The organism is Neisseria gonorrhoeae (genome assembly GCF_013030075.1).
Taxonomy (GTDB): domain Bacteria; phylum Pseudomonadota; class Gammaproteobacteria; order Burkholderiales; family Neisseriaceae; genus Neisseria; species Neisseria gonorrhoeae.
The window spans coordinates 704,271-730,663 of the sequence record NZ_AP023069.1; the positions used below are offsets into that span (position 1 = coordinate 704,271).

27 protein-coding genes are annotated in these 26,393 nt (G+C 54.9%); 12 read left to right on the forward strand and 15 right to left on the reverse strand.

Annotated elements, in window-relative coordinates:
* Positions 1-59 precede the first annotated feature (59 nt).
* Positions 60-1,304 carry an ATP-dependent Clp protease ATP-binding subunit ClpX gene (gene clpX / locus HT085_RS03640; protein ID WP_003691289.1) on the forward strand — a complete coding sequence of 415 codons (1,245 nt, stop codon included), beginning with the start codon at positions 60-62 and terminating at the stop codon, positions 1,302-1,304.
* A 106-nt stretch (positions 1,305-1,410) separates the two neighbouring features.
* Here clpX and HT085_RS03645 read toward each other — a convergent pair whose 3' ends face one another.
* Positions 1,411-2,604, reverse strand: coding sequence for an aspartate aminotransferase family protein (locus HT085_RS03645; RefSeq protein ID WP_003691287.1), 1,194 nt, complete (start codon positions 2,602-2,604; stop codon positions 1,411-1,413).
* A gap of 404 nt (positions 2,605-3,008) precedes the next feature.
* On the opposite strand from HT085_RS03645, the gene HT085_RS03650 reads away from it, so the two are divergent.
* The 3 genes from HT085_RS03650 (at position 3,009) to HT085_RS03660 (ending at position 4,362) form a co-directional block, all read left to right on the forward strand.
* Positions 3,009-3,509, forward strand: a complete 501-nt coding sequence (locus HT085_RS03650; protein ID WP_010357954.1) for a hypothetical protein — start codon at positions 3,009-3,011, stop codon at positions 3,507-3,509.
* Between the two features lie 84 nt (positions 3,510-3,593).
* Complete coding sequence (locus HT085_RS03655) at positions 3,594-4,148, forward strand: hypothetical protein (RefSeq protein ID WP_003688863.1); 555 nt, start codon at positions 3,594-3,596, stop codon at positions 4,146-4,148.
* Between the two features lie 13 nt (positions 4,149-4,161).
* Positions 4,162-4,362, forward strand: a complete 201-nt coding sequence (locus HT085_RS03660) for a hypothetical protein (RefSeq protein ID WP_003688861.1) — start codon at positions 4,162-4,164, stop codon at positions 4,360-4,362.
* A 350-nt stretch (positions 4,363-4,712) separates the two neighbouring features.
* On the opposite strand, the gene HT085_RS03670 is transcribed toward HT085_RS03660, so the two are convergent.
* Positions 4,713-6,101 (reverse strand): DEAD/DEAH box helicase, encoded by a 1,389-nt coding sequence (locus tag HT085_RS03670; RefSeq protein ID WP_003688859.1) that lies wholly within the window; start codon positions 6,099-6,101, stop codon positions 4,713-4,715.
* A gap of 327 nt (positions 6,102-6,428) precedes the next feature.
* Between HT085_RS03670 and HT085_RS03675 the strand changes: the two genes are divergently transcribed.
* Positions 6,429-7,376, forward strand: coding sequence for a class I SAM-dependent methyltransferase (locus HT085_RS03675; RefSeq protein WP_012503687.1), 948 nt, complete (start codon positions 6,429-6,431; stop codon positions 7,374-7,376).
* A gap of 51 nt (positions 7,377-7,427) precedes the next feature.
* Here the strand turns inward: HT085_RS03675 and trxA are convergent, their stop codons facing one another.
* Positions 7,428-7,760 (reverse strand): thioredoxin TrxA, encoded by a 333-nt coding sequence (gene trxA, locus HT085_RS03680; protein WP_002247584.1) that lies wholly within the window; start codon positions 7,758-7,760, stop codon positions 7,428-7,430.
* A gap of 297 nt (positions 7,761-8,057) precedes the next feature.
* Between trxA and dnrN the strand changes: the two genes are divergently transcribed.
* The gene (dnrN, locus tag HT085_RS03685) at positions 8,058-8,531 is read left to right on the forward strand and encodes an iron-sulfur cluster repair protein DnrN (protein ID WP_003688853.1); all 474 of its coding nucleotides are present in this window, start codon (positions 8,058-8,060) and stop codon (positions 8,529-8,531) included.
* A gap of 70 nt (positions 8,532-8,601) precedes the next feature.
* Here dnrN and nadE read toward each other — a convergent pair whose 3' ends face one another.
* On the reverse strand, positions 8,602-9,423 hold the full coding sequence (gene nadE, locus HT085_RS03690) for an NAD(+) synthase (protein ID WP_003691281.1): 822 nt from the start codon (positions 9,421-9,423) through the stop codon (positions 8,602-8,604).
* A 196-nt stretch (positions 9,424-9,619) separates the two neighbouring features.
* Between nadE and xseA the strand changes: the two genes are divergently transcribed.
* Together xseA and HT085_RS03700 are read left to right on the forward strand one after the other, a co-directional pair.
* Positions 9,620-10,975: an exodeoxyribonuclease VII large subunit gene (xseA, locus tag HT085_RS03695; RefSeq protein ID WP_003688847.1), complete on the forward strand. Its 1,356-nt coding sequence runs from the start codon at positions 9,620-9,622 to the stop codon at positions 10,973-10,975.
* 292 nt (positions 10,976-11,267) lie between these two features.
* The gene (locus tag HT085_RS03700) at positions 11,268-12,809 is read left to right on the forward strand and encodes an L-lactate MFS transporter (RefSeq protein WP_003691276.1); all 1,542 of its coding nucleotides are present in this window, start codon (positions 11,268-11,270) and stop codon (positions 12,807-12,809) included.
* 58 nt (positions 12,810-12,867) lie between these two features.
* Here HT085_RS03700 and HT085_RS03705 read toward each other — a convergent pair whose 3' ends face one another.
* Entirely contained in the window at positions 12,868-13,917 is a 1,050-nt protein-coding gene (locus HT085_RS03705) for a pseudouridine synthase (RefSeq protein WP_003695399.1), read from the reverse strand.
* A gap of 8 nt (positions 13,918-13,925) precedes the next feature.
* The gene (locus HT085_RS03710; protein ID WP_003695397.1) at positions 13,926-14,078 is read right to left on the reverse strand and encodes a hypothetical protein; all 153 of its coding nucleotides are present in this window, start codon (positions 14,076-14,078) and stop codon (positions 13,926-13,928) included.
* 59 nt (positions 14,079-14,137) lie between these two features.
* Here HT085_RS03710 and pdxH point away from each other — a divergent pair, with 59 nt between their 5' ends.
* Complete coding sequence (gene pdxH / locus HT085_RS03715) at positions 14,138-14,770, forward strand: pyridoxamine 5'-phosphate oxidase (protein ID WP_003688841.1); 633 nt, start codon at positions 14,138-14,140, stop codon at positions 14,768-14,770.
* A 129-nt stretch (positions 14,771-14,899) separates the two neighbouring features.
* Here the strand turns inward: pdxH and HT085_RS03720 are convergent, their stop codons facing one another.
* The 5 genes from HT085_RS03720 to gatC all read right to left on the reverse strand — a co-directional run bounded on the left by HT085_RS03720 (position 14,900) and on the right by gatC (position 20,337).
* Positions 14,900-15,910 carry a 2Fe-2S iron-sulfur cluster-binding protein gene (locus HT085_RS03720; protein WP_003691274.1) on the reverse strand — a complete coding sequence of 337 codons (1,011 nt, stop codon included), beginning with the start codon at positions 15,908-15,910 and terminating at the stop codon, positions 14,900-14,902.
* A 226-nt stretch (positions 15,911-16,136) separates the two neighbouring features.
* Positions 16,137-17,567 (reverse strand): Asp-tRNA(Asn)/Glu-tRNA(Gln) amidotransferase subunit GatB, encoded by a 1,431-nt coding sequence (gene gatB, locus HT085_RS03725; RefSeq protein ID WP_003698528.1) that lies wholly within the window; start codon positions 17,565-17,567, stop codon positions 16,137-16,139.
* A gap of 42 nt (positions 17,568-17,609) precedes the next feature.
* A complete protein-coding gene (locus HT085_RS03730) occupies positions 17,610-18,542 on the reverse strand; it encodes a VirK/YbjX family protein (protein WP_003688835.1) in 933 nt (310 codons plus the stop codon).
* The gene (gene gatA / locus HT085_RS03735; protein WP_003688833.1) at positions 18,539-19,984 is read right to left on the reverse strand and encodes an Asp-tRNA(Asn)/Glu-tRNA(Gln) amidotransferase subunit GatA; all 1,446 of its coding nucleotides are present in this window, start codon (positions 19,982-19,984) and stop codon (positions 18,539-18,541) included. Before gatA ends, HT085_RS03730 begins: the two co-directional genes overlap by 4 nt.
* A 62-nt stretch (positions 19,985-20,046) precedes the next feature.
* Positions 20,047-20,337 (reverse strand): Asp-tRNA(Asn)/Glu-tRNA(Gln) amidotransferase subunit GatC, encoded by a 291-nt coding sequence (gene gatC / locus HT085_RS03740; RefSeq protein WP_003688831.1) that lies wholly within the window; start codon positions 20,335-20,337, stop codon positions 20,047-20,049.
* Between the two features lie 149 nt (positions 20,338-20,486).
* Between gatC and HT085_RS03745 the strand changes: the two genes are divergently transcribed.
* Together HT085_RS03745 and HT085_RS03750 are read left to right on the forward strand one after the other, a co-directional pair.
* Positions 20,487-21,140: a MarC family protein gene (locus HT085_RS03745; RefSeq protein WP_003688829.1), complete on the forward strand. Its 654-nt coding sequence runs from the start codon at positions 20,487-20,489 to the stop codon at positions 21,138-21,140.
* Positions 21,141-21,144: 4 nt separating this feature from the next.
* Positions 21,145-22,488 (forward strand): aldehyde dehydrogenase family protein, encoded by a 1,344-nt coding sequence (locus HT085_RS03750; protein WP_003691271.1) that lies wholly within the window; start codon positions 21,145-21,147, stop codon positions 22,486-22,488.
* Between the two features lie 48 nt (positions 22,489-22,536).
* Here the strand turns inward: HT085_RS03750 and HT085_RS03755 are convergent, their stop codons facing one another.
* On the reverse strand, positions 22,537-22,965 hold the full coding sequence (locus HT085_RS03755) for a DUF4124 domain-containing protein (RefSeq protein WP_014580220.1): 429 nt from the start codon (positions 22,963-22,965) through the stop codon (positions 22,537-22,539).
* Positions 22,966-23,112: 147 nt separating this feature from the next.
* On the opposite strand from HT085_RS03755, the gene HT085_RS11545 reads away from it, so the two are divergent.
* Complete coding sequence (locus tag HT085_RS11545) at positions 23,113-23,253, forward strand: hypothetical protein (protein ID WP_162098116.1); 141 nt, start codon at positions 23,113-23,115, stop codon at positions 23,251-23,253.
* Between the two features lie 57 nt (positions 23,254-23,310).
* On the opposite strand, the gene HT085_RS03760 is transcribed toward HT085_RS11545, so the two are convergent.
* The 3 genes from HT085_RS03760 to HT085_RS03770 are packed head-to-tail and all read right to left on the reverse strand — an operon-like array spanning position 23,311 to position 26,328.
* On the reverse strand, positions 23,311-24,567 hold the full coding sequence (locus HT085_RS03760; protein WP_003688821.1) for an RsmB/NOP family class I SAM-dependent RNA methyltransferase: 1,257 nt from the start codon (positions 24,565-24,567) through the stop codon (positions 23,311-23,313).
* 35 nt (positions 24,568-24,602) lie between these two features.
* On the reverse strand, positions 24,603-25,472 hold the full coding sequence (locus HT085_RS03765) for a DUF1853 family protein (protein WP_003691269.1): 870 nt from the start codon (positions 25,470-25,472) through the stop codon (positions 24,603-24,605).
* 40 nt (positions 25,473-25,512) lie between these two features.
* Positions 25,513-26,328, reverse strand: coding sequence for an RNA methyltransferase (locus HT085_RS03770; RefSeq protein WP_003688817.1), 816 nt, complete (start codon positions 26,326-26,328; stop codon positions 25,513-25,515).
* Positions 26,329-26,393: the final 65 nt, after the last annotated feature.

The window sequence follows — 26,393 nt, forward strand, 5'->3', positions numbered from 1 at the left end:
TACTTGGCAACCCGAACGGCGCATGCCGTTTCTGCAACGCATACATTGTAAAGAAAGCCATGTCCAACGAAAACCGTACCTGTTCCTTTTGCGGAAAATCCAAATCACACGTCAAACATTTGATTGAGGGCGAAAACGCCTTTATCTGCGACGAATGCGTCGCAAACTGCCTCGAAATATTGTACGAAGGCGACAACGGCGGCACGCCTCCGGAAAATGCCGGAGGGGAGCCGGAAGAATCCGGCAAACTGCCCACGCCCGCCGAAATCGTTGCCAACCTCGACGATTATGTCATCGGGCAGGGGCAGGCGAAAAAGGCGCTGGCGGTTGCGGTTTACAACCATTACAAACGCCTGCGCCACCCGAAAGCCGACGGCGGTGTCGAATTGTCGAAATCCAACATCCTGCTTATCGGCCCGACCGGATCGGGTAAAACGCTGTTGGCGCAATCTTTGGCACGCAAACTGGACGTGCCGTTCGTGATGGCGGATGCGACCACGCTGACCGAAGCCGGCTATGTCGGCGAAGATGTCGAACAAATCATTACCAAACTGTTGGGCAAATGCGATTTCGATGTCGAAAAAGCCCAGCACGGCATTGTCTATATTGACGAAATTGACAAAATTTCGCGTAAAAGCGACAACCCGTCCATCACGCGCGACGTGTCCGGCGAAGGCGTGCAGCAAGCCTTGCTGAAACTGATTGAAGGTACGGTGGCAAGCGTTCCGCCCCAAGGCGGACGCAAGCATCCGAATCAGGAATTTATCAACGTTGATACCGCCAACATCCTGTTTATCTGCGGCGGCGCGTTTGCAGGCTTGGAAAAAGTGATTCGCCAGCGCACCGAGAAAGGTGGTATCGGTTTCGGCGCGTCCGTTCACAGCAAGGACGAAAATGCCGGCATTACCAAGCTGTTCGGCATCGTCGAACCGGAAGATTTAATCAAATTCGGCCTGATTCCGGAATTAATCGGACGTTTGCCCGTGATTGCAACTTTAGAAGAACTGGATGAGGACGCGCTGATTAATATTTTAACCGAGCCGAAAAACGCTTTGGTCAAGCAGTATCAAGCCTTGTTCGGCATAGAAAACGTCGGGTTGGAATTTGAAGAAGGCGCATTGCGTTCCATCGCGCGGCAGGCAATGGAACGCAAAACCGGCGCGCGCGGCCTGCGTTCCATCGTCGAACGCTGCCTGCTCGATACGATGTACCGCCTGCCCGATTTGCAAGGCTTGAAAAAAGTGGTGGTCGGCAAGGCAGTCATCGAAGAGGGCAGGGAACCGGAATTGGTGTTCGAGTCCTGATGGCAAACAAAACCGCTTCGGAACGTTGGATCACGTTTCCGAAGCGGTTTTTTGTTTCTGATGCCGTCTGAGGCCTTCCCGTCTTCAGACGGCATCTGCTTTCTGCCTAGGGGCGGTTTGCGGCGGCAAATTCCGTCAGCACGTGTTCCAAACGCCGCAAACCTTCCGCAATATCCTCATCGTTCAACAGCAGCGAAGGCGCGAAACGCAATACGTCCGCACCCGCAACTAAGATCATCACGCCGTGTTTCAAGGAGGTAGCGGCGATTTCGGATGAGCGTCCGCGATAAGGCGTGTCCAACGCGCAGCCGAGCAGCAGCCCCATCCCGCGAACCTGTGAGAACAAGCCTGTTTTCCTGCCCAAATCCAGCAATGCCGTCTGAAGTTTCTGCCCCTGACTGCGGACGTTGTGCAAGGTTTCCGGCGCGTTGATGATGTCGAAGGCGCGGCTGCCGACCGCACACGCCATCGGGTTGCCGCCGAAAGTCGAGCCGTGCGTGCCCGGTTGGAAGGCGGCGGCAATCTTTTCTGTCGCCAGCATCGTGCCGATCGGAAAGCCGCAGCCCAAGGCTTTTGCCGAACTCAAAATATCGGGAACAACGCCGTAATGTTCATAGGCAAACAGCCTGCCCGTATGCCCCATCCCGGTTTGAACTTCGTCCAAAATCAACAACGCATTGTGCCGGTCGCACAGACGGCGCGCCGCCTGCAAATATTCCGCAGTGGCGGGCAGGATGCCGCTTTCGCCCTGTATCGGCTCGATGATGACCGCGCAGGTCTGTTCGCCGACGGCAGCTTCCAGTGCGGCAATATCGTTGAACGGAACGTGCGTAATGCCTTGCGGCAGCGGTGCATAATCCTTACTGTATTTCGGCTGTCCGCCGACGGACACGGTAAACAGCGTGCGTCCGTGGAAACTGTTGATACAGGCGACGATTTCGCTTTTGCCTCCGCCGAAACGGTCGCGCGCATATTTCCTTGCCAGCTTTAACGCCGCCTCATTCGCTTCCGCGCCCGAGTTGCAGAAAAAAACCTTGTCGGCAAAACTGTGTTTCACCAATTTTTGCGCCAATTCCTGCGCCGGCCGCGTCGTATAGATATTGGAAATGTGCCACAGCTTGTGCATCTGCGCGTTTAAAGCATCGACAAGGGCAGGGTGGCAGTGCCCCAGAGCGTTAACGGCGATGCCGCCTGAAAAATCAATATATTCACGCCCTTCCGTATCCCAAACGCGGCTGCCTGAAGCGCGTTCGGGAATCATCGGGGCAAAGGCGAAATTGGGGGTCAGATAGTTTTGCATAATTGCTCCTGATTGCGGTTTTGCTCGGGATTATGCACCGTTTTTCAAGGCGGATAAAGGGAAATTGCCGACAATATCGGGCAGTGGTAAAAATAAACCTAAATATTTTCAACCGGATAGCTGAAAAAACAAAAAAAGTTCGATATAATGCTTGAGGCGCGGCAGCGTTTTGATTTAGAATCTCCCCAATATTTTTATCTTCGGACGGCATTTCATCATGCAAGGCAAAACATTTACAACCGCTTACTGCTATTGGTACCACACAGACGTGCGGTGCTTTTTTGCGCTTGCTTGAAATCCATCCCATACGCAAAACAGGCCGCTCGAAAACGGGGGCGGCTTTTTTGTTACCTTCACACAGGTCGCCCGATTCGGCAACACACGACAGAATCAGGAAAATGACCATGGATGCAATGCCCCAAACCGCCGTACAAAACGAAAACCTGCACACTTGCAGCATTATTGTCGATGATGCGCAGGATTTTTCCCCCATGCTTCTCGATGCAGGGCGGGACGACACGCTCATCAGCGAATCGATGATTCCGCAAATCCGCACCGTTGCCGCCCTGATAGCCGCCGAACGGCACGACTTCAGCCGCAGCAGCCCCGCCGAGTTTACCGATGCCGCCGATTTTTTTGCCGCACGGATTCTCGTATTGGGCGTGCGACGCTTCCATCTGGACGTATCGCTGCTTCAGATTTTGAAAACCGCAAACAAGCGCGCCTGCCGCTTTGCCGAAAAACACCGCCTGTTTTTCACACCCGCACAAGCCGAATTGAGCCTGAACAAACACAAAAACCGCCGCCTGCTGACCATAGAAACCGAACACGAAGTCGAAAACAAAGGCAACCCTGTCGCCAACAGCCTCGCATTTGTCCGCAAACTGCACACCCTACCCCTGTAAACATCACGATTTGCCGGCAGAATGCTTGCCAAAATTCCCGACGGCGATACAATACAACCGATTTTCCACCCGAACAGGACACACATGAAAAAAATCATCGCCTCCGCGCTTATCGCAACATTCGCACTCACCGCCTGCCAAGACGACACGCAGGCGCGGCTCGAACGGCAGCAGAAACAGATTGAAGCCCTGCAACAGCAGCTCGCACAGCAGGCAGACGATACGGTTTACCAACTGACTCCCGAAGCAGTCAAAGACACCATTCCTGCCCAGGCGCAGGCAAACGGCAACAACGGTCAGCCCGTTACCGGCAAAGACGGGCAGCAGTATATTTACGACCAATCGACAGGAAGCTGGCTGCTGCAAAGCCTGATTGGCGCGGCGGCAGGCGCGTTTATCGGCAACGCGCTGGCAAACAAATTCACACGGGCGGGCAACCAAGACAGCCCCGTCGCCCGTCGCGCGCGTGCTGCCTACCATCAGTCCGCACGCCCCAATGCGCGCACCAGCAGGGATTTGAACACGCGCAGCCTCCGTGCAAAACAACAGGCGGCGCAGGCGCAGCGTTACCGCCCGACAACACGCCCGCCCGTCAATTACCGCCGTCCCGCTATGCGCGGTTTCGGCAGAAGGCGGTAAACCCGGCGCGCCAATGCCGTCTGAAGGGCTTTCAGACGGCATTTTTGTATTTGTTAGGGGCATTGTTATGTTGCCGTTTGATTTTCAGACGGCATTTTGTTTCCAAGCGTTTGATGTCGGGATGGCAATTCTGATCTACGTGCGTTGGCAGGGCGGCATTGTCATACCGCCGTTGGGTTTTCAGACGGCATCATATCGAACCGTCAAGCCGTAGGGCGAGATTGGGTAGGCAGGAATGCCCATCCTGCATCTGAAACCCTTCTGCGTCATTCCCACGCAGGAAGGAATCTAGATATTTGAATTTACGGAAATTTTCAATCGTTGCCAAAGCGGAAAAGGGTTTTTATAGTGGATTAACAAAAATCAGGACAAGGCGACGAAGCCGCAGACAGTACAGATAGTACGGCAAGGCGAGGCAACGCGGTACCGGTTTAAATTTAATCCACTATATTGCAGATTAATCCTTTGGGTATCAAAGCCGGGCGGTGCTGAAACATTACAAAAATGCCGTCTGAAACTCGAAATCGGTTTCAGACGGCATTGGTTTACGCGGCAGGTTGGGGCTTAGCGGTCTTTGTAACGGCGTTCGCTTTTGCCTGCAAAAGAGTCGCCGGCTTTGCGTTTGCCTTTGAAGCCTTCGCCGGTTTTTTTGAAACTGTCTTTCTTAAAGCCTTCTTTCTTGAAACCTTCGCCGCGCGTTTTGCCGCCGAAGCCTTCTTTGCCCGGTTTATGATCGCCGCGCCGGCCGCCGGATTTCCTATCGCCCCAGCCGCCTTTGCCTTTCGGCTTGCCGCCTGCGGATTTGCGTTTGCGGGCCGGCTCCATGCCTTCGATGGTCAGTTCGGGCAGTTTGCGGTTAATGTATTTTTCGATTTTGTGGACTTTGACGTATTCGTTCACTTCGGCAAACGTAATCGCAATACCCGTGCGGCCTGCGCGGCCGGTGCGCCCGATGCGGTGGACGTAGTCTTCCGCCTGTTTCGGCAGGTCGTAGTTTATGACGTGGGTAATGGTCGGTACGTCAATACCGCGTGCGGCAACGTCGGTGGCAACCAAAATTTTGCAGCGGCCTTTACGCAAATCCGTCAGCGTGCGGTTGCGCCAGCCCTGCGGCATATCGCCGTGCAGGCAGTTGGCGGCGAAACCTTTTTCGTACAATTCATCCGCGATGACTTCGGTCATCGCTTTGGTGGACGTGAAAATCACACATTGGTCGATGTTGGCATCGCGCAGGATGTGGTCGAGCAGGCGGTTTTTGTGGCGCATATCGTCGCAGTACAACAACTGCTCTTCGATTTTGCCTTGGCCGTCCACGCGTTCGACTTCGATAATTTCAGAGTCTTTGGTCAGTTTGCGCGCCAGTTTGCCGACTGCGCCGTCCCAAGTGGCGGAGAACAATAAAGTCTGACGGTCGGCCGGGGTGGCTTCCACGATGGTTTCGATGTCGTCGATAAAGCCCATATCCAACATACGGTCGGCTTCGTCCAAAATCAGCACTTCCAAACGTTCAAAATCAACTTTGCCGCTTTGCATCAGGTCCGTCAGACGGCCCGGAGTGGCGACAATCAAATCGACCGGTTTGCTCAGGGCGCGGGTTTGGTAGCCGAACGATGTGCCGCCGACGATGCTGACGGTGCGGAACCAGCGCATATTTTTGGCATACGCCAGTGCGTTTTTCTCGACTTGCGCCGCCAGTTCGCGGGTCGGTGCCAACACCAGCGCGCGCGGGCCTTTGCCCGGTTTTTCGCTGCGTTTGGTCAGTCGCTGCAAAGTCGGTAACAGAAAGGCTGCGGTTTTTCCGGAGCCGGTTTGCGCCGAAGCCATGATGTCGCAGCCTTCCAAAGCAAACGGAATCGCCTGCGCCTGAATCGGCGTCGGGCTTTCGTAACCCTCGCTGCTGACGGCGGACAAAATGTTTTTATCAAGGTTCAAATCGGCAAATTTAATAGACATGGCTATCCTTGGAAGACAACAACGCCCGCGTCCGAAAGGTTCAGACGGCCTGAAGCAGGGAAGGGTAACGATACGGGGAATGTGAAGTTACAGGGTTGTCGCAAGCGGCTTGCTTGTGGTTTACATCGACGGCAACCTGCACAGATATGCTTTGCAAAATCAAAGCAACAGAAGAAACGCGCCCGTAAGGGCGGTTTAGGTTGGAAGGCGATGGCTTCGTATGACAAGATAAGCGACGGATGGTATAGGGTTTGCCCGAAAAGGTCAAGCAATCGGGCGTTAATTACAGTAAAATTTCCGTTTTCCACTTTATTCCGCCTGAAATCAATGACCGACATCACACCGTTTGCCAACCGCTTGGGCAAAAACATCAAACACCTTATGAAATGGGCGAAACGCAACGGCATCGAAGCCTGGCGCATTTACGACCGCGACATCCCCCAATTCCCTTTTGCCGCCGATGTTTACGGCGATCGAATCCACCTTCAGGAATACGATACCGGCTGGCTGATGCGGCCCGGAGAATACGAAGCGTGGCTTGCCGAAGTATTGGAAGCCGTCGCTTTCGTTACCGGTTTTGAACCCGAACAAATCCGTCTCAAACGCCGCGAACGCCAAAAAGGTTTGCAGCAGTACGAGAAAACCGGCAAGGCGGGCGACGATTTCGTCATTGCCGAAAACGGCCGCAAGTTTTGGGTCAACCTCGACAAATACCTCGACACCGGCTTCTTCCTCGATCACCGCAACACGCGCAAAAAAGTCGGCGAAACGGCGGCGGGCAAACGTTTTTTGAACCTGTTTTCCTACACCGGCAGCTTCACCGTCTATGCCGCCACCGGCGGCGCGGCATCCAGCGAAACCGTCGATTTGTCCAACACTTATCTCGATTGGGCGAGGCGCAATTTTGAATTGAACGGCATCGATATGGAACGGCACAAAATCGTCCGCGCCGACGTGTTCCAATACCTTCAGACGGCATATGGGGAAGGCAGGCAGTTCGACCTCATTGTGATGGACCCGCCCAGTTTTTCCAACAGCAAGAAAATGCCCGGCATCCTCGACATCCAGCGCGACCATCAAAAACTCATAGACGGCGCGGTGAACCTGCTCGCTTCAGACGGCATTTTGTATTTTTCCAACAACCTGCGCAGCTTCGTTTTGGACGATTCGGTATCGGAACAATACGCCGTGAAAGACATTTCCAAACAATCCGTTCCCGAAGATTTCCGCAACAAAAAAATCCACCGGTGTTGGGAAATCCGCCACAAATCTTAAGGGTGCGAAAAAGCCGCCGGAATCTTCCGGCGGCTTTTCGATTGCGCTTTATCAGGCGATGGAGGCTTCGACAAAGGCGGTCAGCTGACCTTTTGCCAATGCGCCGACTTTGGTGGCGACGACTTCGCCGTTTTTGAACACCATCAGGGTCGGAATGCCGCGCACGCCGAAACGGGACGGGGTGGCTTCGTTGTCGTCGATGTTGATTTTGACTACTTTCAGACGGCCTTCAAATTCGGCGGCAATGTCGTCCAAAATCGGGGCAATCATTTTGCAGGGGCCGCACCACGGAGCCCAAAAGTCCAGCAGGACGGGGAGGTCGGATTTCAAAACATCTTGCTCGAAGGCGGCATCGCCGGTGTGTACGATTAATTCGCTGCTCATTATTTTTCCTTTTCGGTTGGGATTCGCACGATAGCGTGCAGGATAGGGCTTGGGCATAAAAATTTCAAGTGGGCGGGCGGGATAATAGTTTTTCTGTACCGCCCCAATCGCCTTTGCAAATTCTAAAAAACGGTTCGGACAGTATTTTATTTTTGAAAATTACTTTTATTATCAAAGTATAAGGAATGTTTTTGAGGCTGTACAGAAACGCGCGGGCGGTGTATGCTCCGTTTAAATAGATTCTTAAAGTATGAATGTTCAAAACCAAACCCGAAACCCTATAAAAGGAACACTGCAATGACTGATTTTTCCGTTTGGGAAGCTGCTCCCTTTGGCGCAACCGTTGATCATATCCTGCAACGCTACCACAATGTCCACCGCGCACAATTTGAAGAATTGGTGCCGCTGGCGCAGAAAGTGGCCCAAGTCCATGCCGATACCTTTCCGGCGGAAATTGCCGGGCTGCTTGCCGATATGCGGGACGAGCTGCTGATGCATATGATGAAGGAAGAGCGGATGCTGTTTCCGATGATTAATCAGGGTGTCGGACGCGGTGCGGCGATGCCCATCAGCGTGATGATGCACGAACATGAAGAACACGACCGCGCCATCGCACGGCTCAAAGAGCTGACCGGTAATTTCCACGCACCCGAAGGGGCTTGCGGAAGTTGGACGCGCCTTTACGCGCTGGCAAAAGAAATGGCGGACGATTTGAACGACCACATTCATTTGGAAAACGATATTCTGTTTGCCCGCGTACTCGATTCTTAAGGGATAGGAGTCGGATATTTCAATGCCGTCTGAAATACGGTTTTTCCGTTTCAGACGGCATTTTCATGTTTCAGCCCAGCAATTCGGGCGGAATGCGGCACACAGGAATCGGGTTGATTTTGTGCTGCATCGCGCGGTGAAGCCGCGTATAGATTTCCAGAACTTCGCGCCGCCGTCCTTCAAAATCTTCGGGTTTGCGCGTGCCGTACACGCCCATTGCCCACTCCAGTTCGGGATAGCTTGCGCCCATCTGTTCCTCGTCGGTGCGTTCCGTATCCCACAGGCCGTCGGTCGGCGGGGCTTTTTGAATCGCCTCGTCCACGCCCAATGCTTCGGCAAGCCGGTAAACCTGCGTTTTGGTCAGGTCGGCAATCGGGCTGATGTCCACGCCGCCGTCGCCGTATTTGGTAAAAAAACCCACGCCGAAATCTTCAACCTTATTACCTGTCCCCGTAACCAGCAGTCCGTGTATCTGCCCGTAGTAGTACAGGGTCAGCATACGCAGGCGGCTTCTGGCGTTGGCGAGCGAAAGCGGCTGATTGGCAAATGCCGTCTGATGAACGCCGACGGTTTGCTCAAAGGTTTGGAAGGTGTCGGTCAGATTGGCCGTTTGCGCGCTTACATTGGCATATTGCCCTTGCAGATTGCGGATGTGCCGCCTTGCCCGCTCGAGCTGGCCGGGGTGTTGGCGTATCGGCATATCCAGAAGCAGCGTGGTGCGGCCGGTGCGGGCGGCGAGCGTGGAGACGACGGCGGAATCGATGCCGCCGGAAACGCCTACGACGAACCCTTTTGCATTTGCCTGAGCGGCGTATTCGTCCAACCATCGGACAATATGTGTGATAACTGCCTGCGTATCCATTTTTCCTCCTGTCGAAAATATCCGCATCATAGCCTGCCGGCGGTGCAATTTGAATAGATTGAGGGCGGGTTGATGAATATTTTTCCCATTCCCCGCTTAAAAAAGTCATATAGGAAAAGGCTGGCGGCAAGATGGCGCGTGTTATAATATTGTTGACAATTTAGACGGCACGATGCCGCCTTGGGCTTCAAAACATATTCATATTTTTTATTATTTGATTGATTCGATGTCTGATTTTTTTCATTCTGACGTGTTGTCCGTTTCCGAGTTGAACGCATTTGCCAAAAGTATTTTGGAAAACCACCTTGCCGGCCTGTGGATTGCGGGCGAAGTGTCCAATCTGACCCGCGCCGCCAGCGGGCATTATTATTTCTCACTCAAAGACAGCCGCGCGCAGGTGCGTTGCGCGATGTTCAAGGGTGCGGCGGCGCGTTTGGCGCAACCTTTGAAAGAAGGCGACCATATCGAAGTGGCGGGCAAAATCAGTATTTACGAGGCGCGGGGCGAATTTCAGATTACCGTAAACGAAGTACGGCTCAAAGGTTTGGGGCAGCTTTACGAAGCCTACGAGCGGTTGAAGGCGCAGTTGCAGGCGGAAGGCGCGTTTGCGGCGGAACGCAAAAAACCTTTGCCCGTCCGTCCGCAATGTATCGGCATCGTTACCAGTCTGGCGGCGGCGGCTTTGCGCGATGTCGTAACCACCTTGAAACGCCGCGCGCCCGAAATCCCCGTCATCGTTTATCCGGCCGCCGTTCAGGGCGCGGGCAGCGGGTTTCAGATTGCCCAAGCGATTAAAACCGCATCGCAACGCGCCGAATGCGATGTGCTGATTGTCTGTCGCGGCGGCGGCAGCATCGAAGACTTGCGGGCGTTTAACGAAGAACCGGTCGTGCGCGCCATCGAAGCCTGCACGATTCCCGTCGTCAGCGGCGTGGGACACGAAACCGATTTCACGCTCGCCGATTTCGTTGCCGACGTGCGCGCGCCCACGCCGACCGGCGCGGCGGAACTGGTCAGCCCCAACCGCCAAGAATCACTGCACCGCCTCGTCCAAGCCCAAGGCCGTCTGAAAACCGTTTTGGAGCAACGCTATTTCGATGCCAGCCAAAAACTCGACTGGCTCGCGCGGCAAATCCGCCACCCGCGCCAAAAACTTGACGAGCAGCGCGCTTCAATCGGCAAGCTGGCGCAAACGCTGTCTTACTCGATGACGCAAAACCTCCGCGCCCACACCGCCCGTTTTGAACGCCAAACCCAAGCCCTGCAACATTGCCGTCCTGATGTTTCCGTTTACCGGCAAGATATCGTCCGCCTTCAGACGGCATTGCCCGCCGCCTTCAGCCGGCTGCTCGCCCGTCGCCGTCAAAGCCTGACCGCCCAAGCCGCATTGCTCGAAGCCGTTTCGCCGCAGCACATTCTGGAACGCGGCTTCTCCGTTGTCAAAAATACACGCGGACAAGTCATCCGTAACGCCGATGTTTTGAAGCAGGGGCAGAAGCTGCACATTACCTTCTCCGACGGCGAAACCGACGTGCGCGTAAGCAAAGAACAAGGGCAGCAGGATTTGTTCGATTGCATTTAAACCCAATCGGAAAAACCGCTCCCCCTCCGCCGTCATTCCCGCGAAAGCGGGAACCCAGTCCCTTGACCTTAAGATAATCTTTAATTCGTCATTCCTGCAAAAGCGGGAATCCGGAAGCGGAAAGCCGCAGGAATTTGTCGGAAAAAACAGAAACCTCTCCGCACACCCGAAATGTTTCAGACGGCGCATCTTGGGGCGGATAAAAACCCAACCCGATATTTTTTTATAATTTTTAATAAGTTTCCATTGGGCAAATGAAATTTTATTTTTCAACTGACAGAAAGAGGATGTTATGAAGTTTTTAGACCGTGAGGCAAGCATTGCCAAGCCGGGTTTCAACCGTTGGCTCGTACCGCCCGCAGCATTGGCGGTGCACCTTGCCATCGGGCAGATTTACGCCTATTCCGTATTCAACGCGCCGCTGACCAAACTTATCGGCATAACCGAATCGGCGGCCGGAGATTGGAAGCTGACGACCGTAGGTTGGATTTTCAGTATCGCACTCGCGATGCTGGGCGCGTCGGCCGCCCTGTTCGGCACATGGATGGAACGGGTAGGGCCGCGCAAAGCCATATTTGCCGCCGCCTGCTGTTTCAGCCTGGGCTTCTTCGTATCCGCATTCGGCGTGCGTACGCACAACCTCTTCCTGCTTTATTTGGGCAACGGCGTCATCGGCGGCGTAGGCTTGGGTTTGGGCTACGTCGGGCCGGTTTCCACGCTGATGAAATGGTTTCCCGACAAGCCGGGTATGGCGACCGGTTTGGCGATTATGGGTTTCGGCGGCGGCGCAATGCTGGCCTCGCCGCTTTCCGTATCACTGATGAACGCCTTTTCAAACGCCGCTTCGGTCGGGGTTGCCGAAACCTTTGCCGTATTGGGCCTGTTTTACCTCGCACTGATGATGTTCGGCGCGTTTACCATCCGCGTACCTGCCGACGGCTGGAAACCTGAAGGCTATACCGTGCCGAAAACGCAAAACAAGCCGGTCAGCAGCAATCATGTCAACGTGTCCCAAGCCATGAAAACGCCGCAGTTTTGGCTGTTGTTCTGGGTATTGTGCCTGAACGTAACCGCCGGCATCGGCGTATTGGGCCAGGCATCCGTGATGATTCAGGAACTCTTTTCCGAAACCTCCGCAGGCAGGCAGGCGGCAGTCGGCGCAGGTGCGGCGGCAGGCTTCGTCAGCCTCCTGAGCCTGTTTAATATGGGCGGACGCTTTTTGTGGTCGAGCGTTTCCGACAAAATCGGACGCAAAAACACCTACACCATCTTCTTCGTACTCGGTTCGCTGCTGTATTTCGCCGTTCCCTCCATCGGCGAAGGCGGCAGCAAAGCCCTGTTCATCATCGGCTTCTGCGTGATTATTTCCATGTACGGCGGCGGATTTGCCGCCATTCCCGCCTACCTGAAAGACCTGTTCGGCACCTATCAGGTCGGCGCGATTCACGGGCGCATCCTGCTGGCCTGGTCAACCGCCGCCGTCATCGGCCCGGTACTGGTCAATTACATACGCCAAAGCCAAATCGACAGCGGCATACCGGCGGCACAGGCATACAGCGTAACCATGTACATTATGGCGGGATTGTTGATTGTCGGACTGTTGTGCAACCTCGCCGTCAAATCCGTACACGAAAAACACCACGAAAAAGACATCAAAACCGCCGCACGCAGCGGCAACCCCGACGACGAAACCGCCATATCCGACGCTTACCTTGTGGGCGAAAAAGTTTCCGGCGACGGCATATCGGTCTGGTGGCGTTGGGCATTGGCCGTCATACCGCTCGCCTACGGCGTGGTGATGGTCTTTGTCAAAGCACTCGACCTTTTCTCCTGAAAACGCCCGAATAAAATGCCGTCTGAAACAGCAGGTGTTTCAGACGGCATTTTTACTTTCAGGCTTTTTTGCGGCGGCGTTCGCCCGGCAGCAGCATATCCGCCCATTTGAGGATGTTGGCGACTTCGGCGGGGTTGAGTTCGTAGAACTGTCCGCGTTTGAGGCGGTTGGGCAGTCCGATGGGGCCGAAGGCGACGCGCACGAGGCGGCTGACTGTGAGGCCTTGGCTTTCGAATATGCGGCGCACTTCGCGGTTGCGGCCTTCTTTAATCACGATGTTGTACCATTTGTTTGCGCCTTCGCCGCCTTGTTCGTAGATGCGTTCGACTTTTGCCAAGCCGTCTTCGAGCATCACGCCTTCTTCGGTGAGACTGCGCATTTGTTCGGTAGTCAGCCCGCCCAGTACGCGCACGGCGTATTCGCGTTCGACTTCGAAGCTGGGGTGGGCGAAACGTTGGACGAGTTCGCCGGAGGTAGTGAGAATCAGAAGTCCGCTGGTGTTGATGTCCAAGCGTCCGATGGCGACCCAGCGGCTGCTGGCGGCCTGCGGCAGGCGGTCGAATATGCTGACGCGGCCTTGCGGGTCGTCGCGGGAAACGATTTCGCCTTCTTGTTTGTAATACAGGATGATGCGCGGCAGGCGGTCGGCCCATTTGAGTTTGATGATGCTGCCTTTGACGGTAACGTGGTCGTCGGGGGTAACTTTGTCGCCCAGTTGCGCGGTTTTGCCGTTGACCGTTACCCAGCCGTTGTTGATCCATTCTTCCATTTCGCGGCGCGAGCCGACGCCGGAGGCTGCAAGCACTTTTTGCAGGCGTTCGGGTTCCATACGCGACAGGTCGCTGCGGCGTTCTTTCAAATCGCGCGCGTGTTCCATAATTTTTTGGTTGGGATTGCGGACGACGAGTTTTTTGGCTTTGGCGGCGCGCTGTTTGGGGGCGTTTTGCAGCTTGATGCCGTCTGAAGCTTTTTGTCCGTAAGCTTGGGCGGCGGTTTTGCGCGTTTCGTCTTTGGGACGGGCTTTGCTTTTGAAAGGTTTGGCGGTTTTCTTGGCAGACGGGGCTGCGCCGTCGCGCCATTGGCGTTTGCTGGTGGGTTGCTTGGACATCATTTTTCCTAACTCGCCTGATAAGGCGGTTCTTCTGCGGCGTGTGCGGCAGGACGGGTTGATAAAATGCCGTCCTCGGTCGGACGGTTCGATATTGTACCTGATGCGGCGGTTTTGCGGATGAAATCGTCGCTGCGGCTTTGGGGACAAAGTTTGTGCAACGGTTGAAATCGGTTTGCGTGCGGGAGTAGAATCTTTCAAATGATAAGAGGAGCGGTAAATGGATTTGCACAATATTCGGGAAGATTACAGCAAACGGGAATTGTCGGAAGCCGATTGCGCCGATAATCCGATCGAGCAGTTCGAGCGGTGGTTGGACGAGGCGGTACGCGCCGAGGTCAACGAGCCGACGGCGGTCAATGTGGCGGCGGTCGACGGGCGCGGGAGGCCCAACAGCCGTATGGTGCTTTTGAAGGAGGTTAATTCAGAAGGTTTTGTTTTCTTTACGAATTACCACAGCCGCAAGGGGCGTTCGCTGGAACTCAATCCGTTTGCGGCGATGACGTTTTTTTGGCCGGAGCTGGAGCGTCAGGTGCGCGTGGAAGGGCGTGTCGGAAGGCTGGCGGAGAAGTTGTCGGACGAATATTTTGAGAGTCGCCCGTATCAGAGCCGTTTGGGTGCGTGGGCAAGCGCGCAGAGCGAGGTGATTCCGAACAAGGCGGTATTGGTGGCAAAGGCGGCGGCGGTCGGACTCAAACATCCTTTGCACGTGCCGCGTCCGCCGCATTGGGGCGGCTATATTGTGATTCCCGATTTGATTGAGTTTTGGCAGGGCAGGCCGAGCAGGCTGCACGACCGCATCCAATACCGTTTGCTGGATGGCGGCTGGATACGCGAGCGGTTGTCGCCTTGAACAGGAAAAAACATATGCCGTCTGAAAACCGGAATCAGGTTTCAGACGGCATTTTTTCACGGGGAAAATACGGACGGGAAGTTTTTTGTGTTCCGAACGGAAAGCCCGAATCCTCTTTATACCGAGGAATTATGATGCGGACGGCGTGAATGCGTCGGAGAAAAACAAGTTTTCCGGCAGCTTATGCTGTTGCACAAACAGATTTTTTGCTTGTTCGGTCATAGCCGGAGAGCCGCAGGCAAACACTTCGTATTCCGACAGGTCGGGGTGGTCTTGTGCCGCGATGTCTTGTACGTGGCCTTTTCTTCCCTGCCAGCCCTCTCCGGGACGGGACAATACGGGGGTGAAGCAGGTGTTTTTCAGACGGCATGCCAACCCTTGTGCTTCTTCGAGGGCATACAAATCATCTTGATGACGCGCGCCCCAGTAGAAATGGGCAGCGCGGCTGCTGTTTTGGCGGATAAGGTCGAGCAGGATGCTGCGGATGGGGGCGTAGCCTGTGTCGGTTGCCGGCAGGATGACGGGTTTGCCGCTGTCTTCCTGCAAGGTAAACGAACCGAGCGGGCCTTTAACGCGGACGATGCCTTTTTCTTTGACTTTGGGTTCGCTGCCGAAAATCATTTCCGAGCAGACACCGTTTTCGCGCCTGCGGATGTGTAGTTCCAAAATGCCTTCTTGGTCGGGCGAATTGGCGATGGAGTAGCTGCGGCTGACGTTGCCCGGCAGCAGTAAATCAATGTATTGCCCGGCGTAGAAGGCAAACGGCGGGGCTTTGGGCAGGGCAAGTTTCAGGAGGGCGACATCGTGTTTGAAAACCATACTTTCGATGCGTGCGGGCAGGGTGCGGACGGGTAGGGCATCGGCTTTGCAGCCGGGGATGTTGATGTTGATATCGCTTTGCGCGGTGGTGCGGCACATCAAAATCTTGCCTTGCGCTTTTTCTGCTTCGGATAAAGCCTGTTCCGAGTGTCCGCCCATTTGAATATCGCCGCTGGCCAGTTCGGCTTTGCATTGTCCGCAGACACCGTTTTTGCAGGAATGGGGCAGATTGAGGTTTTGACGGGCGGCAGCGGACAAAACGGTTTCGCCGTCGCCGGCGGCAAAGGTGGTTTGGTCGGGCAGGGTAACGGTGTGGTTCATCGTATTTCCTTTTCGGTTGAAACCCCACCCTTTAGGCCGATAGGATCAGACTTTATTTGGGAGGGGCGTAACCCCTTTCAAATCAGGGCAACACACAGGGCGACATTTTATGTGTCGTCCTGTGTGTTGAAACGTGGAATATTGTTTTTTATGCTGTTTTAATGTGGTCAGACTGTGAAAATGCCGTCTGAACGTCGGATTTGGGTTTCAGACGGCATCTTGCTTATCAGGCAAGTTTGGCTTTAATCAACTCCTGCACCTGCGCGGGATTGGCTTTGCCTTTGCTGGTCTTCATCACTTGCCCCACAATCGCATTCAGGGCTTTTTCGTTGCCGGATTTAAACTGTTCCACGGCTTTGGCGTTGTTTGCCAGCACTTCGTCCACCATCGCTTCAACCGCGCCGGTATCGGTCATCTGTTGCAAACTGTGTTTTTCGATGATTTCGGCAATGCTGGTTTCCGGTTCCGCCCACATGGCTTCAAAGGCTTTTTTCGCCAGTTTGCCGCTTAATGTGCCATCGGCAATTTTGCCCACCAGCGCGGCAAGGCGTGGGGCGGTAATCGGGCTGTCGGCAAGTTCCATGCCTTCTTTGTTCAGCGTAGCGGCAAGTTCGCCGTTCATCCAGTTGGCAGTCGGCTTGCCTTGTCCGCTCTCTTTGGCGGCTTCTTCAAAATAGGCAGCCTGCACGCGGCTGGCGGTGAGCAGGCGCGCGTCGTATTCGGACACGCCGTAATCCGCCACGAAACGCGCCGCCATTTCTTTCGGCAGCTCGGGCATTTCTGCTTTGGCTTTTTGCATTTGGGCATCTGAAATGATGACGGGCAGCAAATCGGGATCGGGGAAGTAGCCGTAGTCGTGCGCGTCTTCTTTCAGGCGCATCACGCGGGTTTCGCCTTTTTCCGGGTCGAACAGCATCGTCGCCTGCTGAACTGTGCCGCCGTCTTCCAAAATCTCGATTTGCGCTTTGGCTTCGTAATTAATCGCCTGATCCAAGAAACGGAAGGAATTGAGGTTTTTAATTTCGCGGCGCGTGCCGAATTCCGCTTGGCCTTTCGGGCGAACGGATACGTTGGCATCGATGCGGAACGAACCTTCCGCCATATTGCCGTCGCAAATGTCCAGCCAGGTTACCAAGCTGTGTAAGGCTTTGGCGTAGGCAACGGCTTCGGCGGCGGAGCGCATTTCGGGTTCGGATACCACTTCCAACAGCGGCGTGCCGGCGCGGTTCAGGTCGATGCCGGTCGCGCCGCTCAAGCCCTCGTGCACGGATTTGCCTGCGTCTTCTTCCATATGGGCGCGGGTTACGTTGATGGTTTTCACATCGCCGCCGACCACGATTTCCAATTTGCCGTGTTCGACAATCGGCAAATCCAACTGGCTGATTTGATAGCCTTTCGGCAAGTCGGGATAGAAGTAGTTTTTGCGGTCGAACACGTTTTTCCGGTTGATTTTTGCATCCAAAGCCAAACCTAATTTGATGGCTTTTTCAACGACTTCGCGGTTCATTACCGGCAGTACGCCCGGCAGCGCGCATTCCACTACGCTGGCGTGCGCGTTGGGTTCTGCGCCGAATGCGGTCGATGCACCGCTGAAGATTTTGGATTTGGTGTTCAATTGGACGTGGATTTCCAAGCCGATTACAGTTTCCCAAGTCATAGGAGGTTCTTTCTCTAAAATATCAATTCGATAGTCTTCGCATCAGACTGTCCGGCGGAGCGGTTTTTCCGTTTGGATGCCGTCTGAAATGCCGCGTGCTTCTGTTTTCAGACTGTCCTTCATCTTTGTAACCATATCGTCCAGCATTTCATAACGCTTGCGGTACATCGAACGCTTTTTGCTTTCGATGTCGGCAAGGTCTTTGCGGGCGGGGGTTTGGGGAAGATGCCAGTAGCCGTCCCGTTCCAAACTTGCGCCGTATTCCTGCCAGAATGCGTCGTAATTCATTTTGACGCGCTTTTTAAGTTTCCAGCGTAATTTGACTTGATGTTTTTGTGCAATGCCTATCGCGCCGTCTAATTTTAATGCGGCGGCGAAATATTGCAGTGCGGTTACCATCAGTTGTTGGGGACGTAAGCCGTGAAGTTGTTTGGTTATGCGGCGGACGGTGTCTTTGGCTTCTTCACCTGACGGCCCTTGTACGGAGGCTGTCAGCAGGTGTGTGCCGACAAAGGCGAAGGTCGCCATATACAGCCGGTTGCCTGCTTCATCGCGCAAAGATAAAGACCACGCGCCTTCTTCGACGCAGTTGTCGTTGCGGTTGAGCCACAAGCTGATGCCGTCTGAAAGGTGCGCCAAGACCAGATGGAAGCGGCAGTCTTCCATTTGGCACAGAACGTCTGTGCCGAAGAGTTTTTCCGCCATGAGAAAATCTGCCGTCATCGCATCTAAACGGCGTTTGCAGTTAAAACGCCTGTCAACAAATTCGCGCAGCAGCGGATAGGCATCCTGCGGGCAGTGGAGGAACAGCCCCTGACGGATAGGGGAGGCGTTGACAAACTGCTCGAAGGCGTAAATTTCTTTTTTTCCGAAAAATTTTCGCAATGTGTATTTTAAATGTTGCAGCCGATATAAAGGTGCATAGCTGTAAACGGTGCGAAAATCGGGGAAGGTAAAGGTGCGGTTCTGCTTCATTCGGGTCGTTTGCCGTGCCAATCGCTGTTGAGTTGGATTTGATGCGCCGCACCGAGGATTTTGGCTTCGGCGAAGTAGTTGCCGACAAGCTGTACACCGACGGGCAGTCCGCCGCCGCTGAAGCCTGCGGGCAGGGTCAATGCGGGCAGTCCGGCGAGGTTGACGGCGATGGTGTAAATGTCGCTCAAGTAGGTTTCAACCGGAGAAGTATCCGCTCCGATTTTGGGTGCGGCGGAGGGTGCGGTCGGCGCGAGGATGAGGTCGCACCGTGCAAATGCCGTCTGAAAGTCATCGGCAACGAGGCGGCGCAGTTTTTGGGCTTTGAGATAATAGGCATCGTAGTAGCCGTGCGACAGTACGTAAGTGCCGATCATGATGCGGCGTTTGACTTCGCTGCCAAAACCTTCGGCGCGGGTTTTGCCGTACATTTCTTCCAAATCGCCGAATTGGGCGGCACGGTGTCCGTAACGTACGCCGTCGTAACGTGAAAGGTTGGTGCCGGCTTCTGCGGAGGCGAGGACGTAGTAGGCGGGGATGGACAGCTTGGTTTGCGGCAGGGAAACTTCGACCGGTTCCGCGCCTTGTGCTTTCAGCAAATCAATGGTGTTTTGCAATGCCGTCTGAACATCGGTGCTGTTGCCTTCGCTGAAGTATTCTTTGGGCAGGCCGATTTTCACGCCTTTGAGCGGTTTGTCCAAATCGCGGGTGTAGTCTTCTTTTTCGCGTTCGAAGCTGGTGGAGTCTTTGGGGTCGAAACCTGCCATTGCATTCAACAGAATCGCGCAGTCTTCGGCGGTTTGCGCCATCGGGCCGGCTTGATCGAAGCTGGAGGCGTAGGCGACCATACCGAAGCGGGAAACCGTGCCGTAGGTAGGTTTGATGCCGGTAATGCCGCAGTGCGATGCGGGTTGGCGGATAGAGCCGCCCGTGTCCGAACCGAGCGCGGCAGGGGCGAGGCGCGCGGCAACGACGGCGGCGGAACCGCCTGACGAACCGCCGGGTACGTGTTCCGGATTCCACGGGTTTTTGGCCGCGCCGTAGAATGAGTTTTCATTGGTCGAACCCATAGCGAACTCGTCCATGTTGGTGCGGCCGAGCGTTACCATACCTTCGTCGAGCAGGTTTTGGACGACGGTGGCCGTGTAGGGGGAGACGAAGTTGTCGAGCATTTTGGACGCGCACGCGCTGCGCCAGCCGGTTTGGCAGAAAATGTCTTTGTAGGCGACGGGAACGCCGGTAAGTGCCGAAGCGTTGCCCTGTGCGATGCGTTCGTCGGCGGCACGGGCTTCGGCGAGGGTTTTATCTTGGTCGATGGTGATGTAGCCGTTGAGGGCGGGATTTTTTTCGGCAATGGCGGCAAGGTATGCGCTTGCCAGTTCGACGGCGGAAATCTGTTTGGACTGCAACAGGCTGCCTGCCTGTTTCAATGTGTATTGGGTCATAAATCTTCCATCCTTAAAGGGCTTCGGGCGGTATTGCTGATGCCGTCTGAAGCGTATTCGGATTATTCTTCGATAACTTGCGGTACGATGTACAGGCGGTTGCGTACTTCCGGCGCAACGGCTTGGTATTCGGCGGCGCGGTCGGTTTCGGTTACTTCGTCTTCACGCAGGCGGAGGGCGACCTCGTGCGGGTGCGCCATCGGCTCGATGCCGTCTGTGTTGATGTTCTGCATCTGTTCGACCATAGTGAAAATGTCGTTTAATTCTTGAAGCGATTTTTCTTTTTCTTCCGCAGTCAGCTGCAGTCGGGAGAGTCGGGCGATTTTGTCTACGTCGGCAAGTGTCAGTGCCATGAAAAGCATCCTTGTCTGATGGTAAAGATACCGTCGTTCGGGTATGATGGGGCGTATTGCTTGGATTTTTAATTATAACGGAAAAATCCGTTGCGGCGGCAATTTGCAGCATCGGATGCCTGCCGCACGGGTTTGAAAGAGGGGAAATAATGGGATTGGGTATGGAAATCGGCAAGCTGATTGTGGCTTTTTTGGTGCTGATCAATCCGTTTAGCGCGTTGTCGCTTTACCTTGACCTGACCAACGGACACAGCACGAAGGAGCGCAGGAAGGTCGCGCGGACGGCCGCCGTCGCCGTGTTTGCCGTGATTGCGGTATTTGCGCTGATCGGCGGTGCGCTATTGAAGGTTTTGGGCATCAGCGTCGGTTCGTTTCAGGTCGGCGGCGGGATTTTGGTGCTGCTGATCGCCATTTCGATGATGAACGGCAACGACAATCCCGCCAAGCAGAATCTCGGCGCGCAGCCGGAAACGGGGCAAGCGCGCCCCGCCCGCAATGCAGGGGCGATTGCCGTCGTGCCCATCGCCATACCGATCACCATCGGTCCGGGCGGTATTTCGACCGTGATTATTTACGCTTCGGCAGCCAAAACGTACAGCGATATCGCGCTGATTATCGCGGCCGGTTTGGTGGTCAGTGCGATTTGTTATGCCATTTTAATCGTTGCCGGGAAGGTCAGCCGCCTGCTGGGCGCGACGGGGCTGACGATTTTAAACCGCATTATGGGTATGATGCTGGCGGCGGTATCGGTGGAGATTATTGTGTCGGGACTGAAAACGATATTCCCGCAACTGGCAGGTTGATTCGATGTTTCACAGTGTCAATGTATTTACGGGCGAAACGCTTTACCGCCGCCCCGATCAAGATTATGCGGAGTTTGAACGGCGGCTGGCGGATTTGAAAATGCACGGCAGGGCGTTCGCGCAATTGGGCGTAACCGAACGTGCCGCGCGTCTGCAAAAATTTGCCGGCCGTTTGGAGGCGGAAAAAGAGCGTTTTGCGGAAATGGTGTGCGAAGAAGTCGGACGCTGCCTGCACGAATGCCGTGCCGAAATCGTCAAGTCTATCGAACTGATACGCTATTACGCCCGCCTCGCCCCCGAACTGCTCGCCCACAAAACCATTGCGACGCAGGCGAGTTTGAGTCAGGTGCGCTTCGAGCCTTTGGGCGTGGTGTTTGCCGTCATGCCTTGGAACTATCCCGTCTGGCAGGTATTGCGTTTTGCCGTTCCCGCTATGTGCGCGGGCAACGCGTGCGCCGTCAAACCCGCGCCCAGCGTGGCACGCGTCAGTCGGGCGTTGTTCGATTTGGCTTCAGACGGTATTCCTCTGGCAGGCGCGTGGCTGGATGAGGCGGACACGCTCAAGGCAGTCGAAGATACCGATGCGATGGCGTTTACCGGTTCGACGCATACGGGGCGCATTCTTGCGGCACATGCGGGCGCAAACCTCAAGAAAACCGTGTTGGAGCTCGGCGGCAGCAACGCCTTTATCGTGATGCCCGATGCCGATTTGGAACGCGCCGCCGCAGAAGCCTGTTATTCCCGTTTCCGCGATGCGGGGCAATCGTGTAACGCCGCCAAGCGCATCATCGTAACCGAAGCCGCAGCCGACCGCTTTATTCAGCTGTTTCTCGCCGAATGCGCCAAATTGAAAATGGGCGACCCGAAACATCCCGATACCACGCTTGCACCGCTGCACCGCGAAGATTTGCGGGACCGGGTTCACGGGCAGGTTGAAGATGCCGTTTCAAACGGCGCGGTGTGCCTGACCGGAGGCAAAGTTCCACAGGGGTCGGGGTGGTTTTACCCTGCGACGGTTTTAGACAGGGTAAATCCTGCCTGCCGCGTCTGGAGAGAAGAAGTATTCGGCCCCGTCGCCCTGATTTTGCGCGCCGAAAACGAAGAACACGCCATCTGCCTTGCCAATGATTCCCCGTTCGGGCTCGGTGCCTGCATTTATACCGCCGATACTGAACGCGCCTGGCGGTTTGCCGAAAAAATACAGGCCGGATCGGTGTTTATCAACCGCCATACCAGCAGCGATTTGCGCCTGCCTTTCGGCGGAGTCAAAGATTCCGGTTACGGGCGCGAACTGTCCGAATTCGGGTTGTACGAGTTCGTCAACGTCAAAACCTACTGGCAGAAATAAACAAACCCCGTGCCGCTTCAGGCGGCATCGGGTTTGCGCTAGAGCCGATTAACGGCAGTATTTGTTTACGGCGTTATTGTATTTACGGATCAAATCATCCTTGTTTTTCGCATTTGAGTTTCCCACCGCCTTCAGGTTCATTTTTGAAATCCGGCAGTTTTCTTCTTTGTTCTGCCGTTCGGTTTCGGCAATTTTTTTCTTTTCTTCCTCAAGCTGCCCGTTTTTCTCGGCGATATCCTTTTCGTTTTCCTTCGCACTGTCCGCATTCGTATCGACGGCAGGTTTGGGCTTGACCGCCGGTTTGGTTTGGAGCGTCCGCAGGTTGAGGATTTGGCTCTGGTCGGGATGAAGCTGTTTCGGCACATCCGAATAGCTGTTGCCGCCGCCGTCTTTCCAAGTAAAGACGGCGGCTCCGGCAGGCGGGACGGGCAGGAAAGAGGCGAGGGTAAATGCGATGACGGATAAAGCAAAGTTCATTAGGGTTTCCTTGATGGCTGACTGCCCGGGCAGAATCGGGATTGGTTCGGGCGGTGTCTTTTCCGGGTTCGGGTCAAAGCAGGGAAGACACTCCGCCTTAATATGGTGCTTTATATATTGGGGTAAAACAGATTCCCAAAAATATCATTGGAATATGGTTATGCTACCGTATATTTTGGCAAAGAAAAAGAAAATTGCAGGCAGGCGCGTATAAAATCCGATGAGGCGCGTGATTCTGCCTTTGGTGTTGAATCGGTTGAATCTGCGGTTTTTGATATTTTTAATTGATGAAATGCCGTCCGAACGCTTTGAAAAGGGTTCTGACGGCATTTTGTTCAAACCGGTTTATTTGCGTTGCAATACGGCGGCGAAGAAGCCGTCGGTTTGGTGTCGGGCGGAATCGAGGCGCAGGTATTTGCCGGTATCCAAATCGACCTTCAGGTTTTGCAGCAGTTCGGCGCAGTTGACGGGTTCAAATTCGGGATGTTCGGACAGGAAACGTTTGATTTGCAGTTCGTTTTCTTCCGGCAACACGCTGCAGGTGGCGTAAACCAAACAGCCTTGCGGTTTCACCAGTTTGGAGGCGGCATCGAGGATACTGTGTTGCTGTTCCAAAAGTTTGGCGACGGTCTCGGCGGATTGGCGGTATTTGAGGTCGGGATTGCGGCGCAGTGTGCCTAAGCCGGAGCAGGGCGCATCGACCAACACGCGGTCGGCTTTGCCTGCCAGTCGTGCGATACGGGTATCGTGTTCGCTGCCGATACGTTCGGGGTGGATGTTGGTCAGTCCGGCACGGGTCATGCGCGGTTTGAGGTTGGCAAGGCGTTTTTCGGCGATGTCGAAGGCGTAGATTCTGCCTTTGTTGGCCATTTGGGCGCCGACAGCCAAGGTTTTACCGCCGGCTCCGGCACAGAAATCCACAATGATTTCGCCGCGTTTTGCGCCCACCAATAAGGCAAGCAGCTGGCTGCCTTCGCCTTGGACTTCCAGCGTGCCGTCCAAAAACAGTTCGTGTTTGTTAAGCGCGATTTTGTTTTTCAGGCGGATGCCCCAAGGAGAATAAGGCGTTGCCTCTGCATCGGGGCTTTCGGCTTGCAACAATGGCAATACTTTGTCGCGTTTGCCTTTCAAGGTATTGACGCGGATGTCGAGCGGCGCAGCTTGGTTGATGCTGCGGCCGAAAGCGAGGATTTCTTCTTCGCTCCAATGCTGTTGCAGTTGTTCCACCAGCCATTGCGGCAATTCTGCGGCGGTATTCAGGCCGTCTGAAAACTCGGTTTTACGGGCTTTCAAATTGCCGAAAAACTCTGTTTCTTCTTCATCAAGCAGGTCTTTGATTTGGCTGATGTTGGTACTTCTGCCGAGAACCAGCGCGGCGAGTGCGGCTTTGCGCGGCTGCGCGTGCGGACGGCGCAGGGCGGTACTGATTTTTTGATAGTGTCGCAACGCGGCAAAGGCGGTTTCGGCGATTTCGTGGCGGTCTTGGCGGCCGAGCTTTTTGTGTTTGCGGAAATAGGCGGAGAGGACGGCATCGGCAGGCTGTTTGAAAGTCAGCATTTCAGCCAAAACTTTGGCGGTATGGTCGAGTTGTGCGGCGTTCATAATGTAATGGGTTCTCTTAAAGTTGGTAAAGGGTTTCAGACGGCCTTCATAATACGTTCGATTTCGTGCCAAAAGCCGTCCGGCCGACATTCCAAAACGGCAATCAAGCCTTGGTCGATGCGGCGGATTTCGGTTGCGTTTAATGTTTCGGTTTCGGCGACACGCGCAGGCGCGAGATAGACCATGCGGTCGAGCAGGTGATAGCGCGCTTCTTGGCGTTCAAACCCGTATTCCGCCCAATCTTGAATATAGATGCCGCGCCAGCCGTATGGATTAAGCGGCGGCTCAAAAGCATGGAAACCTTGTGGAAAAAATCCGATGCCGCGCACGATGGAAGCAGGAAGTGGATTTTCCGGCAGGTCTTGTGCGGCTAAGGTTGCTTTGCCTTGCGACGTATGCACCAGCTGGAATTGCTGCACCAATTTGGCGGCTTTGTCCGTCAGCGTGTCTTTGGGATTGAGACCGCGCAGGTTCTGCACTTGGTCTCCGCCGTAGTATTTACACGCCAGCTCGATATGATAGGGCTGTTGGTTGAGGGAAACGACAAAATCCGCGGCGCCTAAAGTTTGGCCGTCTGAAAAAACGGTCAGATTATATGCGTGCAGTTTGGTGTGCGGTGCGTTGGTAAACCAAAAAGCCAGCAGCTCTTCGGCATAAATGCCGAGACGGTGGTCGAACGGGGCGCGTTGTGCAAGGTAATCCGTCAGCGGCGCGGGATCGGCATCCAATGCTAAAAGGTAGCGGAAACCGCGTTCCCCCAGTAGTTCGCGCACGCTCAATTCGCAACCGCTTTGCCACAAAGGCGGCGCAGTCAGCAGCGAGGCGAGGTCGCGGACGGGTTGGCTGGTGAGTTTCCACCATAATGCGTCTAGGGCGTAATTCATGCTTATCCGAATATCAGTCATGCCGTCTGAAAAAGCTTGTAATGTTTTCAGACGGCCTTAATCAGTCTTTTTTATGGATACGGTGGCTGACGGTATTGAAAAAACCGCGCAGGATGTCGATGTCTTCGGTTTGCGTGTTGGCGCGTCCGAACAGGCTCTGCATACGGCGCATCAGACGCTCGCCGTTGCGGCGGTTGAAAAAGCCGATGTCGTCCATCACGCTTTCCATGTGGGCGAGCATGCCTTTGATTTGCTCGTGGGTTGCGGCGTGGTCTTCCTGTTGAAGATGGGTCATGGGCGAATCGGTTTGGCTGAAAATTTCGTAGCACACGACCTGCACGGCTTGGGCGAGGTTGAGCGAGAAATAGTCGGGGTTGCCGTTGATGGTCATCAGTCGGTTGCACGCTCGGACTTCTTCGATGCTCAAGCCGAAAGTCTCGTTGCCGAAGACCAGCGCCACTTTCTCGCCGCGGTTGGCGGCCTGCAGTAATTCGGGCACCAAATCGCGCGGGGTTTGCAGCGGCGCGGTGATTTCGCGGCGGCGGCTGGTCAGGGCGCAGGCGATGGTGGTGTCGGCAAGGGCTTCGTCCAGTGTGGCGACGATTTCGGCGTTGTGCAATACGTCCGCCGCGCCGGAAGCGAGGATGAAACTTTCTTCAGGCAGTGCAAAACTTTGCACGTCATCGGGATTAAAAACGGGCGGATTTTCCGTCATCGGCGTTGCCATCAGATTGGGGGTGACGATGGTCAGCCTGTGCAGACCCATCGTTTTCATCGCGCGTGCGGCAGAGCCGATGTTGGCGGGGTGGCTGGTGCGTGTGAGGATGATGCGGATGTTGCCGAGGTAGTCGGGCAGGGCGGGTTTGAGAGCAGTCATGTTCGGTTTTCGGTCGGAATGGAATAGGGTATAATGCGCCGTCTTTTTCGTTCGGACGGTGAAAT